The sequence below is a fragment of the Micromonospora sediminicola genome (assembly GCF_900089585.1).
Lineage (GTDB): Bacteria > Actinomycetota > Actinomycetes > Mycobacteriales > Micromonosporaceae > Micromonospora > Micromonospora sediminicola.
The window spans coordinates 1631422-1646923 of record NZ_FLRH01000004.1; the positions used below are offsets into that span (position 1 = coordinate 1631422).

Annotated in this window: 13 protein-coding genes; 7 read left to right on the forward strand and 6 right to left on the reverse strand. The window is 72.8% G+C overall.

Annotation, left to right across the window (positions count from 1 at the left end; translation table 11 throughout):
- Positions 1-39: 39 nt before the first annotated feature.
- The 4 genes from GA0070622_RS33530 to GA0070622_RS29185 all read right to left on the reverse strand — a co-directional run bounded on the left by GA0070622_RS33530 (position 40) and on the right by GA0070622_RS29185 (position 4128).
- Entirely contained in the window at positions 40-1563 is a 1524-nt protein-coding gene (locus GA0070622_RS33530; protein ID WP_091582182.1) for an MFS transporter, read from the reverse strand.
- A gap of 116 nt (positions 1564-1679) precedes the next feature.
- Positions 1680-2435, reverse strand: coding sequence for an ABC transporter permease (locus tag GA0070622_RS29175; protein WP_091582186.1), 756 nt, complete (start codon positions 2433-2435; stop codon positions 1680-1682).
- Between the two features lie 17 nt (positions 2436-2452).
- Positions 2453-3412: an ATP-binding cassette domain-containing protein gene (locus tag GA0070622_RS29180; protein ID WP_091582191.1), complete on the reverse strand. Its 960-nt coding sequence runs from the start codon at positions 3410-3412 to the stop codon at positions 2453-2455.
- A 122-nt stretch (positions 3413-3534) separates the two neighbouring features.
- Positions 3535-4128, reverse strand: coding sequence for a PadR family transcriptional regulator (locus tag GA0070622_RS29185; RefSeq protein ID WP_091582194.1), 594 nt, complete (start codon positions 4126-4128; stop codon positions 3535-3537).
- Between the two features lie 133 nt (positions 4129-4261).
- Between GA0070622_RS29185 and GA0070622_RS29190 the strand changes: the two genes are divergently transcribed.
- Both GA0070622_RS29190 and GA0070622_RS29195 read left to right on the forward strand, forming a co-directional pair.
- Positions 4262-6013: an acetyl/propionyl/methylcrotonyl-CoA carboxylase subunit alpha gene (locus GA0070622_RS29190; RefSeq protein ID WP_091582198.1), complete on the forward strand. Its 1752-nt coding sequence runs from the start codon at positions 4262-4264 to the stop codon at positions 6011-6013.
- 124 nt (positions 6014-6137) lie between these two features.
- Positions 6138-7577 (forward strand): GuaB1 family IMP dehydrogenase-related protein, encoded by a 1440-nt coding sequence (locus GA0070622_RS29195; RefSeq protein ID WP_091582203.1) that lies wholly within the window; start codon positions 6138-6140, stop codon positions 7575-7577.
- 4 nt (positions 7578-7581) lie between these two features.
- On the opposite strand, the gene GA0070622_RS29200 is transcribed toward GA0070622_RS29195, so the two are convergent.
- A complete protein-coding gene (locus tag GA0070622_RS29200) occupies positions 7582-8130 on the reverse strand; it encodes a TetR/AcrR family transcriptional regulator (RefSeq protein WP_091582208.1) in 549 nt (182 codons plus the stop codon).
- A gap of 89 nt (positions 8131-8219) precedes the next feature.
- Between GA0070622_RS29200 and GA0070622_RS29205 the strand changes: the two genes are divergently transcribed.
- Entirely contained in the window at positions 8220-8663 is a 444-nt protein-coding gene (locus tag GA0070622_RS29205; RefSeq protein WP_091582212.1) for a DoxX family protein, read from the forward strand.
- Positions 8664-8824: 161 nt separating this feature from the next.
- Here the strand turns inward: GA0070622_RS29205 and GA0070622_RS29210 are convergent, their stop codons facing one another.
- Complete coding sequence (locus GA0070622_RS29210) at positions 8825-10447, reverse strand: DHA2 family efflux MFS transporter permease subunit (RefSeq protein WP_091582215.1); 1623 nt, start codon at positions 10445-10447, stop codon at positions 8825-8827.
- Between the two features lie 138 nt (positions 10448-10585).
- On the opposite strand from GA0070622_RS29210, the gene GA0070622_RS29215 reads away from it, so the two are divergent.
- The 4 genes from GA0070622_RS29215 (at position 10586) to GA0070622_RS29230 (ending at position 15487) form a co-directional block, all read left to right on the forward strand.
- Positions 10586-11023, forward strand: coding sequence for a MarR family winged helix-turn-helix transcriptional regulator (locus GA0070622_RS29215; RefSeq protein ID WP_172968031.1), 438 nt, complete (start codon positions 10586-10588; stop codon positions 11021-11023).
- Between the two features lie 62 nt (positions 11024-11085).
- Complete coding sequence (locus tag GA0070622_RS29220) at positions 11086-11607, forward strand: MarR family winged helix-turn-helix transcriptional regulator (protein ID WP_091582222.1); 522 nt, start codon at positions 11086-11088, stop codon at positions 11605-11607.
- Positions 11601-13334 carry an ABC transporter ATP-binding protein gene (locus tag GA0070622_RS29225; RefSeq protein ID WP_091582226.1) on the forward strand — a complete coding sequence of 578 codons (1734 nt, stop codon included), beginning with the start codon at positions 11601-11603 and terminating at the stop codon, positions 13332-13334. Before GA0070622_RS29220 ends, GA0070622_RS29225 begins: the two co-directional genes overlap by 7 nt.
- 92 nt (positions 13335-13426) lie before the next feature.
- The gene (locus tag GA0070622_RS29230; RefSeq protein ID WP_091584206.1) at positions 13427-15487 is read left to right on the forward strand and encodes an ABC transporter ATP-binding protein; all 2061 of its coding nucleotides are present in this window, start codon (positions 13427-13429) and stop codon (positions 15485-15487) included.
- Positions 15488-15502: the final 15 nt, after the last annotated feature.

Consider the following 15502-nt stretch of genomic DNA (forward strand, 5'->3'; position numbering starts at 1 on the left):
GGCACGCCGGACACCGCCACCTCGGCGAAGTGGAGTCGATCAAGCGGGCGCCACACCGGGAGCAAGGGCCCGGCCCAGCCGCACGGTCAGCAGCACGGCCACCGCGATGAACGCGGGCAGCAGCAGGAAGGCCAGGTGCGGGCCGACGCCGTCGGCCACCCAGCCGAGCACGACCGGCGCGATCCCGAAACCAACCCCCATCGAGTACGACGACCAGCCCGCCGCCCGATCGGTGGCCGTGCCGGCGGCCGCGAGCGCGATGGAGATCGCCAGCGGGTAGTGGAGGGCGTTGCCCAGCCCGAGCACGACCAGGCCGGTGACCGCCAGCCAGCCGATCGGGCTGGCCCAGAACAGAGTGAACCCGGCGAGTGAGACGGTGAGGGCGCCGAGCAGCAGCGGCACCGGTGGCCAGCGCAGCGCGGCCCGGCCACCGGCGGCCCGGCCGACGAACATGCCGCAGACGATCGCCGCGACACCCGCCGACGCGCCGCCGGCACTCAGTCCGGCGTGGTCGCGGAGCACGTCGGCGGTCCAGAGCGACAGGCAGACCTCAATCGAGCCGGTGACCGACATCAGAACCCAGGCGATCCAGTACGCCCGCGGCAACCGCGCCGACGTCACCCGCGTCCCGGCGTCGGGAACTTGGCGACGCGCGGTTCCGCCCGGACCAGAACTCAGCGAGATTTCGCTTGGCCCGGAAGCGACAGCGGCGGGAGCCACGGCAGCGGGAGCGACAGCGGCGGCAACGGGCGCGGGAGCGACGCCAACGGGCGCGGCAGCAACGGGGGCGGCGCCAACGGGGGCGGCGGCAGCCGCGGTAGCGGGGGCGGCGGCAGCCGCGGTAGCGGGGGCGGCGGCAGCCGCGGTAGCGGGGGCGGCGGCAGCCGCGGTAGCGGGGGCGGCGGCAGCCGCGGTAGCGGGGGCGGCGGCAGCCGCGGTAGCGGGGGCGGCGGCAGCCGCGGTAGCGGGGGCGGCGGCAGCCGCGGTAGCGGGGGCGGCGTGCGGCAGGCGTACCCGGAAGGTCAACGCGGCGAGCGCGACCAGCGTGATCAGCCCGACCTCGACGGCCATCACCGGTCGCCAGCCGAGGCCGGCGTCCACCGTGACGCCGATGGTCAGCGGCGCCAGGATGCCCATGCCGGCGCAGGCGGCGTTGGCCTCGGTGAGCGCTGCGGGCGCGGCTGGCCCGTGCCGGGCGGTGAGCACCACGTTGACGCCGCTGATCACCATCATGCCGAAGGTGGCGACGACCGCCACGGCGGCGATGGTGGCGGGCAGCGGGTGGAGCAGGCCGAGCGCGGTGACGCCGGCGGCCACGCCGGCGATGCCGAGCCAGATGGCCGGGCCCCGGCCGTAGCGGCGGGCGACCGGGGCGAACAGCGCGCCGCCGGCGAGCGCGCCGACCGCGATGCCGGTGCTGTGCAGGCCGGCGACGGCGGCGCTGGTGCCCTGTTCGTCGCGGAGCAGCGGTACGACGGGGCCGAACCCGTAGAGGAAGAAGCCCCAGAGGCCCAGCTGAGCGTAGGTCAGCCAGGTGGTCCGGTCACGGGTGAGGCGAGGCACCGGCCCGACGCTACGCGCGCCCGACCGGCACCCCGCCCTGAGTGAGAGGCAGCTCTCCCCGGGTGTTAAGAGGGGGCCCTTCCTCTACCGAATGCGTTAATAGGGGGCCCTTCCTTTCATCTCACGCTGCGGGCGAACTGGCGGGCGGCCCAGACCACGCCGGCCACGGCGAGCACCGTGGTGATCAACAGCCCCTGCCAGACCTTGTCGTTGCCCAGGTCGCCGCCGAAGAGGGCGCGGGTGCCGTCGACAGCCCAGGAGAACGGGTTCCACTTGGCCACGCCCTGGAGCCAGCCGGGGGCGAAGGTGAGCGGCAGCAGGATGCCGGAGAGCAGCAGGACCGGCTGGGCGACCGTGTTCATCAGCGGGGCGAGCGCGTCCTCGCTCTTGACCTTGAGCGCGACGCCGTAGGAGACGGCCGAGGTCATCAGCGCGATGAGGGCGAGCATCAGGTAGGCCAGCAGCAGGTAGCCGATGAAGACGCGCAGGTCGAACAGGAGCGCCAGGAGGGTGATGATGACGGCCTGCGCGATCAGCGAGACCACGTCGCGCAGCGAGCGGCCGAGCAGCAGGGCGAGTCGGCTGACCGGGGTGACCCGGGAGCGTTCGATCACCCCGGCGCGCAGCTCGGCGATCAGGCCGAAGCCCTGGAAGAGGCCGCCGAAGATGGCCAGCAGCACGAGCAGACCGGGTACGAAGATCTTGTACGCGGCGGCCTGTGTGGGCGCGTTCAGGGCCGGCTTGAGCAGCGGGGCGAAGAGCAGCAGGTACATCACCGGCTGGAAGACGCCGACGAAGACCCAGACCGGGTTGCGCAGCAGCAGTTGCGCCTGGCGCTGGAAGATCAGCCAGGTGTCGCGGGCGAGTTTCATGACAGTCTCTCCGGGGGTCAGGACTCGCGCAGCGAGCGGCCGGTCTTGGTGAGGAAGACGTCGTCGAGGCTGGGTCGGTGCAGCTCGATCGAGCGCAGCTCCACCCCGGCGTGGTCGAGGCGGCGCAGCACCTGCGGGATGGCGACGGCGCCCTCGTCGACGTAGAGACGCAGGCCGCCCTCGTCGGCGGTCTCCAGCTTGGTCACGTACGCCTCGGTGTCGAGCAGTTGGGCGGCGTGCGGGGTGGTCGCGGCGTCCAGGCCGACGATCACCACCTCGCCGGAGATCTCGCGCTTCAGCTCGGCCGGGGTGCCCTCCGCGACCACCTCGCCGTGATCCATGATCGCGATCCGGTCGCAGAGCGCGTCGGCCTCGTCGAGGTAGTGCGTGGTGATGAAGACGGTCATCCCCTCGGTGCGCAGCCGCCGGATCTCGTCCCACATGTGGGCGCGGCTCTGCGGGTCGAGGCCGGTGGTCGGCTCGTCCAGGAAGACGATCTTCGGCTCGTGGATGATGCCGAGCGCGATCTCGACCCGCCGGCGCTGGCCGCCGGAGTAGGTCTTGCACTTGCGGTCGGCGTACTCGGTGAGCTGGAACGCGTCCAGCGCGCGGGTGGCGCGCCGCTGGGCGTCGGCCTTGGAGATGCCGTAGAGGCGGGCCTGGAGCACCAGTTCCTCGCGGGCGGTGGACTCGTCCCAGGTGCTGCCGCCCTGGGGCACGTAGCCGATCCGCCGGCGCACCCCGGCCGGGTCCTTGCGCAGGTCGGCCCCCGCGACGGTGGCCTCGCCGCCGTCCGGCTCGATGAGGGTGGCGAGCATCCGGAGCGTGGTGGTCTTGCCGGCGCCGTTGGGCCCGAGGAAGCCGAAGATCTCCCCCTCGGCGACGTCGAGGTTGACGCCACGGACCGCGTCCACGGTCTTCGTCTCGCGACCCGCGCGGGAGCGGAACGACTTCCGCAGCCCCCTGGTCTCGATCATTTCTGCTCCTGGTCGTCCGGGCCGGACGTGACCGGCCGCCGATCGTCCGCGGGGAGGACGCACGACTCCCCCCGCGGCTCCTGCCGAGGCTAACGCGATATAACTCTTCTAGTCAACGTTGATTATTTCTTGTCCCCGTCCGTCCAGCCCGACCAACCCTCCGCCTGCTCCATCCCCGCGGGGAGGTAGGACACACCGGACTCGATCCGCTCCGCGATCCGCTCGCACCAGGCCGTCTCCGCCTCGGCCCGGGCCAGCCACAGCTCGAACATCCATCCGACGTGCACCGGCTTGCGGTTGCGTACCCAGTCGGAGTCCAACGAGGCGCGCATCGACTCGACGCCGGCGCGGAGCAGGTTGGCGCGGTTGCGCAACGCCGCCGCGGCCTCGTCGCGCGGCATCGCCGGCAGGAACGAGAACGCCGCCACGAACGGGTCCGGCGACTCCTGGACCTGCCACCACTGGGCCCGCAGCAACGTCTCGAACTCGTCCTCGCCCTTCGCCGTCACCTCGTACGTGGTGCGGGCCGGACGGGCGCCCACCTGCTCGACCGACACGGTCCGCAGCAGCCCCTCGTCGGTGAGCTTGCGCAACGCGTGGTAGATCGAACCGGGCTGGACGTTCGCCCACTTGTCCGCGCTCCAACTCAGCAGCTCGCGGCGCACGTCGTAGCCGTGCACCGGCTGCATCCACCTGACCAGGCCCAGAATCATCATCCGCGTCGCCGACACTGGACAAGCGTAATAGCCAAGTTTGACTACAGTGCCACATCCCACACTGAGCGATCGTTAGGGCCAGCATGCCGGCCGATACACTCCCGGCATCGACCTCCCGGGAGGAGCCCCCAAGGTGCGCAAGGTTCTCATCGCCAACCGCGGCGAGATCGCCGTCCGCGTCATCCGCGCCTGCCGCGACGCCGGCCTGGCGAGCGTCGCCGTCTACGCGGACTCCGACCGGGACGCCCTGCACGCCACGCTCGCCGACGAGGCGTACGCGCTCGGCGGCGACACCGCGGCGGACAGCTACCTGCGCATCGACAAGCTCATCGACGTGGCCGCCCGCGCCGGCGCCGACGCCGTGCACCCCGGCTACGGCTTCCTCTCCGAGAACGCCGACTTCGCCCAGGCCGTCCTCGACGCCGGGCTGACCTGGATCGGCCCCACCCCGCAGGCGATCCGCGACCTGGGCGACAAGGTGACCGCCCGGCACATCGCGCAGCGCGCCGGCGCGCCGCTGGTGCCCGGCACCCCGGACCCGGTGGGCAACGCCGACGAGGTGATGGCGTTCGCCGTCGACCACGGGCTGCCGGTCGCCATCAAGGCGGCCTTCGGCGGCGGCGGGCGCGGCCTCAAGGTCGCCCGCACCATGGAGGAGATCCCGCACCTGTTCGAGTCGGCCACCCGCGAGGCGGTCGCCGCGTTCGGCCGGGGCGAGTGCTTCGTCGAGCGCTACCTGGACCAGCCGCGCCACGTCGAGGCGCAGGTGCTGGCCGACCAGCACGGCAACGTGATCGTGGTGGGCACCCGCGACTGCTCGCTCCAGCGCCGCCACCAGAAGCTGGTCGAGGAGGCGCCCGCGCCCTTCCTCACCGACGCCCAGCGCGCGCAGATCCACGACAGCGCGAAGGCGATCTGCCGGGAGGCCGGCTACCACGGCGCCGGCACCGTCGAATACCTGGTCGGCGCGGACGGCACCATCTCCTTCCTGGAGGTCAACACCCGGCTCCAGGTGGAGCACCCGGTGACCGAGGAGACCGCCGGCATCGACCTGGTACGCGAGCAGTTCCGCATCGCCGACGGCGAGAAGCTGCGCATCACCGAGGACCCGACGCCGCGCGGCCACGCCATCGAGTTCCGGATCAACGGCGAGGACCCGGGCCGCAACTTCCTGCCCGCCCCGGGCACCGTCACCGCGCTGCGGTTGCCGTCCGGCCCGGGGGTCCGGGTCGACACCGGCATCTCGGCCGGCGACGTGATCGGTGGCAACTTCGACTCGCTGCTGGCCAAGGTGATCATCGTCGGTGAGACGCGCACCGAGGCGCTGGAGCGGGCCCGCCGGGCGCTCGACGAGATGGTGGTCGAGGGCATGGCCACCGCGCTGCCCTTCCACCGCCTGGTGGTCCGCGACGAGGCGTTCACCGCCGAGCCGTTCACCGTGCACACCCGGTGGATCGAGACCGAGTTCGACAACACCGTCCCGGCCTTCACCGCCGCCGCCGGCGCCGCCGAGGCTCCGGCCGAGCGCGAGACCGTCGTGGTCGAGGTGGGCGGCAAGCGGCTGGAGGTCGTCCTCCCCGCCGGGCTCGGCGCGGCTACGGCGACCGCCGCGCCCGCCGCGAAGAAGCCGGCCCGCCGGGGTGGCGGGGGCAAGGCGGGCGCCGCGGTCAGCGGTGACACGCTCACCTCCCCCATGCAGGGCACCATCGTCAAGATCGCCGTGGCCGACGGCGACACGGTCGCCGAGGGCGACCTGGTCGTGGTGCTGGAGGCGATGAAGATGGAGCAGCCGCTGCACGCGCACAAGGCCGGCACGGTGAGCGGGCTGGCCGCCGAGGTGGGCGCGGTGATCACCGCCGGCGCGGCGATCTGCACCATCGCCTGAGGTGTAAGGAAGGGCCCCTTCTTAACGCCTGCGGTAGAGAAGGGGCCCTTCTTAACAGCACGGGGCCGGGTGGTCCTTGCCACCACCGGGGGCGGGAGCGCGCCCGGGCGGGAATGATGTTCGGGTGCGGTTCCTTCATGGCGCGGTCCCCGCGCACGACCTGACCTACAACGACGTCTTCATGGCGCCCAACCGCTCGGAGGTGGGCTCCCGACTCGACGTCGACCTGTCCTCCGGCGACGGCACCGGCACCACCATCCCGCTGGTGGTGGCGAACATGACCGCGGTGGCCGGCCGGCGGATGGCCGAGACGGTGGCCCGGCGCGGCGCCGTGGCGGTGATCCCGCAGGACATCCCGATCGAGGTCGTGGCCAACGTCGTCGGTTGGGTCAAGCAGCGGCACCTGGTGCACGACACCGCGATCACGCTCGGTCCGACCGACACCGTCGGCGACGCGATCCACCTGCTGCCCAAGCGCTCCCACGGCGCGGTCGTCGTGGTCGACGCGGACGGGCGGCCGATGGGCGTGGTGACCGAGGCGGACACCGTCGGGGTGGACCGCTTCGCCCAGCTGCGGCACGTGATGTCCACCGAGCTGCACACCGTGCCGGCGGACGCGGACCCGCGTACCGGATTCGACCGGCTGTCGGCGGGCCGGCGGCGGCTCGCGCCGGTGGTGGACGGCGAGGGCCGCCTGGTCGGCGTGCTGACCCGGCAGGGCGCGCTGCGCGCCACGCTCTACCGGCCGGCGGTGGACGACCGGGGCCGGCTGCGCATCGCCGCGGCGGTGGGCATCAACGGCGACGTCACCGGCAAGGCCGCCGCGCTGCTGGAGGCGGGGGTGGACACGCTGGTGGTGGACACCGCGCACGGCCACCAGGAGCGGATGCTCCAGGCGCTGCGGGCGGTACGCAAGCTCGACCCGGGGGTGCCCGTCGCGGCCGGCAACGTGGTCACCGCGGACGGCGTACGCGACCTGGTCGAGGCCGGCGCGGACATCGTGAAGGTCGGCGTCGGGCCGGGCGCCATGTGCACCACCCGGATGATGACCGGCGTGGGCCGACCGCAGTTCTCCGCGGTGCTCGACTGCGCCGCGGCGGCCCGCTCGCTGGGCCGGCACGTCTGGGCCGACGGCGGCGTACGGCACCCGCGGGACGTGGCGCTGGCGCTGGCCGCGGGCGCCTCGAACGTGATGATCGGCTCCTGGTTCGCCGGCACCTACGAGTCCCCCGGCGACCTCTACACCGACGCCGACGGCCGGCGCTACAAGGAGAGCTTCGGCATGGCCTCGTCGCGGGCGGTGAGCGCCCGGACCGCCGAGGACAGCGCCTTCGACCGGGCCCGCAAGGCCATCTTCGAGGAGGGCATCTCCTCGGCCCGGATGTACCTGGACCCGAACCGCCCGGGCGTCGAGGACCTGATCGACGAGATCATTTCCGGGGTACGCAGCGCGTTCACCTACGCGGGCGCACGCAGCCTGGAGGAGTTCCACGAGCGGGCGCTGGTCGGCGTGCAGAGCACCGCCGGCTACACCGAGGGGATGCCGCTGCCGACCAGCTGGTGACCGCTCAGGAGAAGAGCCGGCCGACCACCGCACGAGCGGCCGGCTCGGGGTCGGCGCCCACCCGGGACGGGAGGGCGCCGGCCAGCCACAGCTCGGCGAAGCCGTGCGCGATCGACCAGGCGGCCAGCGCGTCCGTGTCGGGTTCCCGGCCGGTGTGCCGGGCCACCCCGCCGCGCAGCAGCTCCCCGGTCCGCTGCCGGGCCGCCACCAGCTCCGGGTCGTCGGCCCGGTAGAGGTCCGGACGGAACATCACCTCGAAGTGCGCGCGGTGCCGGACCGCGAAGACGACGTACGCGACGCCGCTCTCCCGGAAGTCGTCGCCCGCCCCCCGCAGCGCCTCGCCGAGTTTGTCGAAGCCCTGGATGGCGAGCGCGGTGAGCAGCCCCGCCTTGTCACCGAAGTGATGCGCGGGCGCCGCGTGCGAGACGCCGGCCCGGCGGGCGAGGTCGCGCAGGCTCAGCGCGGCCGGCCCGGACTCGGCGATCGCGTCCACGGCGGCGGCCAGCAGCGCCCGGCGCAGGTCCCCGTGGTGGTAGGAGCCGGAGGACGTCATGACCCCCACCCTAACTTGTCATTGACAAGATGGCATCCATGCCAGCAATCTTGTCGCTGACAAGATTGCTCTCGACGGAGGGATGAGCCGTGGCACCCCTGATCGCACTCCTCACCGGCACCGCCGTGGCCCGGATCGCCGGCCTGCTCGGCGTGGACGCGCTAGACGGCTGGCATCCCGCGCTGCGGGTCGGCCTGGCGCTGATGCTCGTGCTGACCGGCACGGCCCACTTCGCGTCCCGGCGGGCGGACCTGATCGCCAAGGTTCCGCCGGCGCTGCCCCGGCCGGACCTGCTGGTCACGCTCACCGGCGTGCTGGAACTCGGCGGCGCGGTCGCCCTGCTGCCGCCGGCGACCGCGCGCTGGGCCGCGGCCGGCCTGGCGCTGTTGATGCTCGCCATGTTCCCGGCCAACGTCTCGGCCGCCCGCCGCCGGCTGACGCTCGCCGGCCGACCGGTCACCCCGCTGGCCACCCGGACGGCGCTCCAGCTCGTCTTCGTGGCCGCCGCGCTCGCGGTCGCCCTGGGCGGCTGACCGCACCCTCGGCCGCGCCCGGTACACATCCGCCGTCCGCGCGCCCGCGGTGCCGGGCTGCGGTGCGGTGCCGGGCAGCCGCCCGACGGCTGCGGGCGGGGCGCCGGACCGCCCGGAGAACGGCGTGCCTGCCGACCCGGATCAGCAGGCACGCCCCGGCCTCAGACCCGCGCCGGCTCCGCCCCGGCCGGCGGGGCGTCCCCGGTCACCCCGGCGCGCACGCTCGGCAGGCGCAGGCAGGTGAGCAGGCCGACCAGCAGGAACCCGGCCGCGGTGAAGGCGGCGTACCGGGTGGCGTCGGAGAAGGCCGCCTTCGCCTCCTCGGCGATCGGCGCGGTACGCGGATCCGCCGCCAGCCCGCCGATCGCCGCGCCGGCGCTCTCCTTCACCGCGCTCACCACCTGGTCCCGACCGGCCGGGTCGAGGCCGGGCTGGTCGGCCAGCCGGTCGCCGAGGAGGCCGCCGAGGCCGGCGAAGAGCACGGTGCCGAGCACGGCGATGCCGAGCGCCGAACCGACCTGCCGGGCGGTGCTCTGCAGTCCGGAGCCCTGCCCGCTGCGCCGGACCGGCACCTCGGCCAGCGAGACGCCGGTGAGCTGGGCGGTGGCGAGACCGACGCCGATGCCGTAGACGAAGAGGAACGCCAGCGGCGCCCACCAGCGGGTGTCCGGGGCCACCACGAAGCCCAGTCCGGCGACGCCGACCAGCTCGGCCGCGACGCCCAACTGGACCACCCGGGCCGCGCCCCACCGCTGGGTCAGCGGCGCACCGATGCCGCTGGCCAGGAAGCTGCCCACGGCGAGTGGCAGCAGCGCCAGGCCGGTGCGGAAGGCGCTGTAGCCGAGCACGTTCTGGAACCACAGCGGCAGCGCGAAGAGCAGGCCGAACTCGCCCAGGCTGACGATCGCCGCGGCCAGGATGCCGTTGCGGAACGAGCCGATGCCGAACAGCGACAGGTCGAGCAGCGCGGGTCGCCCGGTGCGGTTGCGGCGGACCTGCTGGGCCAGGAAGACCCCGAGTGCGGTCAGCCCGGCCAGCGCGGCCACCGGCACCGGGGAGATCGAGGCGGTCCAGTCGAGGCCGAAGAGGCTGAACGGCCGTTCCCGCTCCCACCAGCCGTAGGTGCGTCCCTCGATGAGCGCGAAGACCACGCCGGTCATGCCGACCACGGAGAGCAGCGCGCCGAGCAGGTCGACCCCGCGTTCGGCGCGGTCGTCCCGGGACTCGGCGACCAGCAGCAGGGTCGCCCCGATCACGGCCAGGCTGACCGGGACGTTGATGCCGAACGCCCACCGCCAGGAGTACGTGGTGGTGAGCCAACCGCCGAGCAACGGGCCGAGCGCCGCCGCGCCGCCGATGGTCGAGCCCCAGACGGCGAACGCGATGCCCCGCTCCCGGCCGGTGAAGTTGGCGTTGAGCAGGGAGAGCGAGGTGGGCAGCATCATCGCGCCACCGATGCCCTGCAGCACCCGGGCGCCGATCAGCGCCTCGCCGGAGCCGGCGAGCGCCGCCAGCACGCTGGCCACCACGAAGACGCCCACGCCGGCGACGAACATCCGCCGCCGCCCGGACCGGTCGGCGAAGCGGCCGGCGACCAGCAGCAACGCGGCGAAGACCAGGGTGTACGCCTCCTGCACCCACTGGGCGTCGGTCGAGGTGATGTCCAGGTCCCGGATGATCTGCGGCACCGCGACGTTCACGATGGTGGCGTCCACGATGATCATCGCCACGCCGAGGCTGATGGCCAGCAGCCCGAACCAACGTCCGCGCCCGTCGCCGCGCATGGCACCCCTCCCGCTTTAGCTAGATTTTCTAGCTACCTGAGATGCTAGCTTTAACCCGTGGAGGGGTCGCCGTCAACCGGAGAGGTCACGCCCGCCGGCCGGCCGCCGAGCAGCGAGGCCGCCCGGGCGCTGCGTGAGATGCTCCGGGTCGCCGGCGACACCCGAGCCGCGTTGGCCCGCCGCCTCGGCATCGGCGCGACCGACGCCGCGGCCATCGACCACCTGATCTCCAGCCCCGAGCCGCTGGGCCCGGTCGAGCTGGGCAACCGGTTGGGCATCCGCTCCGCCTCCGCCACCACGCTCGTCGACCGGCTGGTCCAGGCCGGACACGTCGCCCGCGCCCCACATCCGCACGATCGCCGGCGCCTGACCCTCCAGGTGACCGAGCACGCGGTCGGCGAGGTGCTGGAGGCGCTGCGGCCCATGCTGGTCGGCGTCGACCGCGCGGTCGCCCGACTCACCCCCGAACAGGCCGAGGCCACCGCCACGTTCCTGCGCGAGGTCGCCGAAGTGATGCGGGAGTACGTCGCCACCGCGCCGGACGAGCCGCCCCGCGCCCGGACCGAGCGTGGCTGAGGGCACTCTCAGAAATTAGTTTGGGACCTGATGGTTCGGGGGCTAATCTGACGCCCGTGAACATGGGACCGCTCGTCCGCTACCCCGACGCGCTGCAACAGGCGCCGCTCGGCCGGCTGATCTCGATCGCCGGCCACGTCGTCGAGCAGCACTGGGGGCGCTACCTGGCCGAGCACCACGGCCTCACCTCCGCCGGCATGCGGGTGCTGATGATCCTGCTGCGGGCCGGCGACATCACCCACCGCGAGATGGCGGAGCTGTGCTTCGTCCGGCCCGCCACCCTCACCGGCATCGTCGACACCCTGGAACGCGACGGCTTCGTCAGCCGGCGGCGCAACCCGGAGGACCGGCGCGCCGTCCAGCTCACGCTCACCGACAAGGGCCAGGAGCAAGCCCGCGCGATCATCGACCTGATCCACAGCGACCGGCCGTTGACGTCGGTCGACGCCGACCCGGCCAAGCGCGCCGTCATCCGCGAATTCCTGACCGAAATCATCACCGGCATGTCCGACGGGGACCTCCGTCGGTTGAACCGGGACAGCGAGTCCGACACCGAGTCGCCGACGGGGAGACATCCGTGCTGATCCGCCTGCTCCGCACACATCTGCGCCCGTACCGACGACTGCTGGCCGCCGTGGTGGCGCTCCAGTTCGTCGGCACGATGGCCTCGCTCTACCTGCCCAGCCTCAACGCCGACATCATCGACCGGGGCGTCGCCCGCGGCGACACCGACCAGATCCTGCGGACGGGCGGCTGGATGCTGGTGGTCAGCCTGCTCCAGATCGCCTGCTCGATCGCCGCGGTCTACCTCGGCGCGAAGACCGCGATGGGCTTCGGCCGTGACGTCCGCAGGGCGATCTTCGGGCACGTCAACCGCTTCTCCGCCCGCGAGGTGGCCCGCTTCGGCACGCCGTCCCTGATCACCCGCAACACCAACGACGTCCAGCAGGTGCAGATGCTGGTGCTGCTCAGCTGCACCATGCTGGTGGCCGCGCCGATCATGAGCGTCGGCGGCGTGGTGATGGCGCTGCGCGAGGACGTCGGCCTCTCCTGGCTGATGCTGGTCTGCGTACCGGTGCTGGCCGTCGCGCTGGGCCTGATCATCCGCCGGATGGTGCCGGGCTTCCGGCTCATGCAGACCCGGATCGACACCGTCAACCGGGTGCTGCGCGAGCAGATCACCGGCATCCGGGTGGTCCGGGCGTTCGTCCGCGAGCCGTACGAGACCGACCGCTTCCAGGGGGCCAACGCCGACCTGACGGCGACCGCGCTGCGCATCGGCCGACTCCAGGCGCTGATCTTCCCGATCGTGATGCTGGTGCTCAACGTCTCCAGCGTGGCGGTGCTCTGGTTCGGCGCGGCCCGGGTCGACTCCGGGGAGATCCAGGTCGGCGCGCTCACCGCGTTCCTGCAGTACCTGATGCAGATCCTGATGGCGGTCATGATGGCCACCTTCATGCTGATGATGGTGCCCCGGGCGGCGGTCTGCGCCGAACGCATCGAGGAGGTGCTGGACACCGACTCCTCGGTGGTGCCGGCGGCCGACCCGGTGACCGAGGTCGCCGGACGCGGCGAGCTGGAGCTGCGCGGCGCCGGCTTCCAGTACCCGGGCGCCACCGCGCCGGTGCTGCGCGACATCTCGTTCCGGGCCCGGCCGGGCCGCACCACGGCGATCATCGGGTCCACCGGCGCCGGCAAGACCACGTTGCTGACGTTGATCCCCCGGCTGGTCGACCCGACCGCCGGCGCGGTCCTGGTCGACGGCGTGGACGTGCGCGACCTGGCCCCGGACGAGCTGTGGCGGCGGATCGGGCTGGTGCCGCAACGGCCGTACCTGTTCAGCGGCACGGTGGCGAGCAACCTGCGCTACGGCAACCCGGACGCCACCGACGCGGACCTCTGGGCGGCCCTGGAGATCGCCCAGGCGCGCGACTTCGTCGCCGAGATGCCGGGCGGACTGGACGCACCGATCGCGCAGGGCGGCACCAACGTCTCCGGCGGCCAGCGGCAACGCCTGGCCATCGCCCGCGCGCTGGTCCGCAAGCCGGAGATCTATCTCTTCGACGACTCCTTCTCCGCACTCGACCTCGGCACGGACGCCCGGTTGCGGGCCGCCCTCAGGCCGGTCACCGCGGACGCGGCGGTGGTGATCGTGGCCCAGCGGGTCTCCACGATCGTCGACGCCGACCAGATCATCGTGCTCGAGGACGGGGGTGTCGTCGGGATGGGACGGCACGACGAACTGCTGGAGAACTGCCCGACGTACGCCGAGATCGTGGCGTCGCAGCAGACGGCGGAGGTGACGGCATGAGCGAACGCACCGAGCGCAGCGAGGGCCGTGAGAACATGCCCAGCCAGCACGGCATGAGCGAACGCACCGAGCGCAGCGAGGGCCGTGAGGGCATGCCCGGCCAGCACCCCGTGAGCGCCGTACCGCAGCAGGCCGAACCGAAGCGGCTGCCTCCGGCCGGACGGCGGCCCGGCGGCCCGCCACACATGAACATGGGCATGCCGGCCGAGAAGGCGATGCGGTTCGGGCCGTCGGCGCGGCGGCTGCTCGGCCGGCTGCGCCCGTACCGGATCCAGCTCGTCGGCGTGCTGGCGCTGGCGCTGGCCAGCGTCGGGCTCAGCGTGATCGGGCCGAAGGTGCTCGGGCACGCCACCGACCTGATCTTCAACGGGGTGATCGGGCGGCAGTTGCCGGCCGGCACCAGCACCGAGGCGGCGGTGGCCGCGGCCCGGGCCGCGGGCAACGGCAACTTCGCCGACATGCTGGCCCGGATGGACGTGATGCCCGGCGCGGGCATCGACTTCGACCGGCTGGGCCGGGTGCTGGCGTTCGCGGTCGCGCTCTACGTCGCCGCGAGCGTGCTGATGTGGGCGCAGGGCTGGGTGCTCAACGGCGTGGTGCAGCGCACCGTGTTCCGGCTCCGCGCCGACGTGGAGGACAAGCTCAACCGGCTGCCGCTGCCGTACTTCGACAAGCAGCCGCGGGGCGAGCTGCTGAGCCGGGTCACCAACGACATCGACAACATCTCGCAGACCCTCCAGCAGACGCTGAGCCAGCTGCTCACGTCGCTGCTGACCGTCGTCGGCGTACTCGGGATGATGTTCTGGATCTCGCCGCTGCTGGCGACGGTGGCCCTGGTCGCGATCCCGTTGTCGGTGATCGTCACCGGTCAGATCGCCAAGCGGTCGCAGCGCAAGTTCATCGCCCAGTGGACCCACACCGGTGAGCTGAACGCCCAGATCGAGGAGGCCTACACCGGGCACGAGCTGGTCAAGGTGTTCGGCCGGCAGAAGGAGGTCGAGGCCGCCTTCCACGCCAAGAACGAGGAGCTGTTCAAGGCCAGCTTCGGCGCCCAGTTCGTCTCCGGGATCATCATGCCGGCGATGTTCTTCATCGGGAACCTCAGCTACGTCGCCATCGCGGTGGTCGGCGGGCTGCGGGTGGCCTCCGGCGCGATGAGCCTCGGCGACGTGCAGGCGTTCATCCAGTACTCGCGGCAGTTCACCCAGCCGCTCACCCAGGTCGCGTCGATGGCCAACCTGCTCCAGTCCGGGGTGGCCTCGGCGGAGCGGGTCTTCGCCGTGCTCGACGCCGACGAGCAGAGCGCCGACCCGGGCGAGCCGGCCCGGATCGCCGACCCGCACGGCCGGGTCGAGTTCGAACACGTCTCGTTCCGCTACGACCCGAACAAGCCGCTGATCGACGACCTCTCCCTGGTCGCCGAGCCCGGGCACACCGTGGCCATCGTCGGTCCCACCGGCGCCGGCAAGACCACCCTGGTCAACCTGGTCATGCGGTTCTACGAGCTGGACGCCGGCCGGATCACGCTGGACGGGGTGGACATCAGCACCCTGCGCCGGGACGACCTGCGCGGACGGATCGGCATGGTGCTCCAGGACACCTGGCTGTTCGGCGGCACCATCCGGGACAACATCGCCTACGGGCGGCCGGACGCCACCGAGGAGGAGATCCTCGCCGCCGCCCGGGCGACCTTCGTGGACCGCTTCGTCCGCAGCCTGCCGGACGGCTACGACACCGTGATCGACGAGGAGGGCAGCAACGTCAGCGCCGGCGAGAAGCAGCTCATCACCATCGCGCGGGCGTTCCTGGCCGAGCCGTCGCTGCTGATCCTCGACGAGGCGACCAGCTCGGTGGACACCCGCACCGAGGTGCTGCTCCAGCGCGCCATGGCGGCGCTGCGCTCCGACCGGACCAGTTTCGTCATCGCGCACCGGCTCTCCACCATCCGCGACGCCGACCTGATCCTGATGATGGAGCAGGGCCGGATCGTCGAGCAGGGCACCCACGACCAGCTGGTCGCCGCCGGTGGCGCGTACGCCCGGCTCTACCGGGCCCAGTTCACCGGCGCGGTGATCTCCGACGAGGTGCCCGCGCCGACGCCGGGCGGTCCGCCGGCCGGGGTCCGGCCCACCGGCGCGCCGGTCGGGAACTGACATGGAACCGGCGAC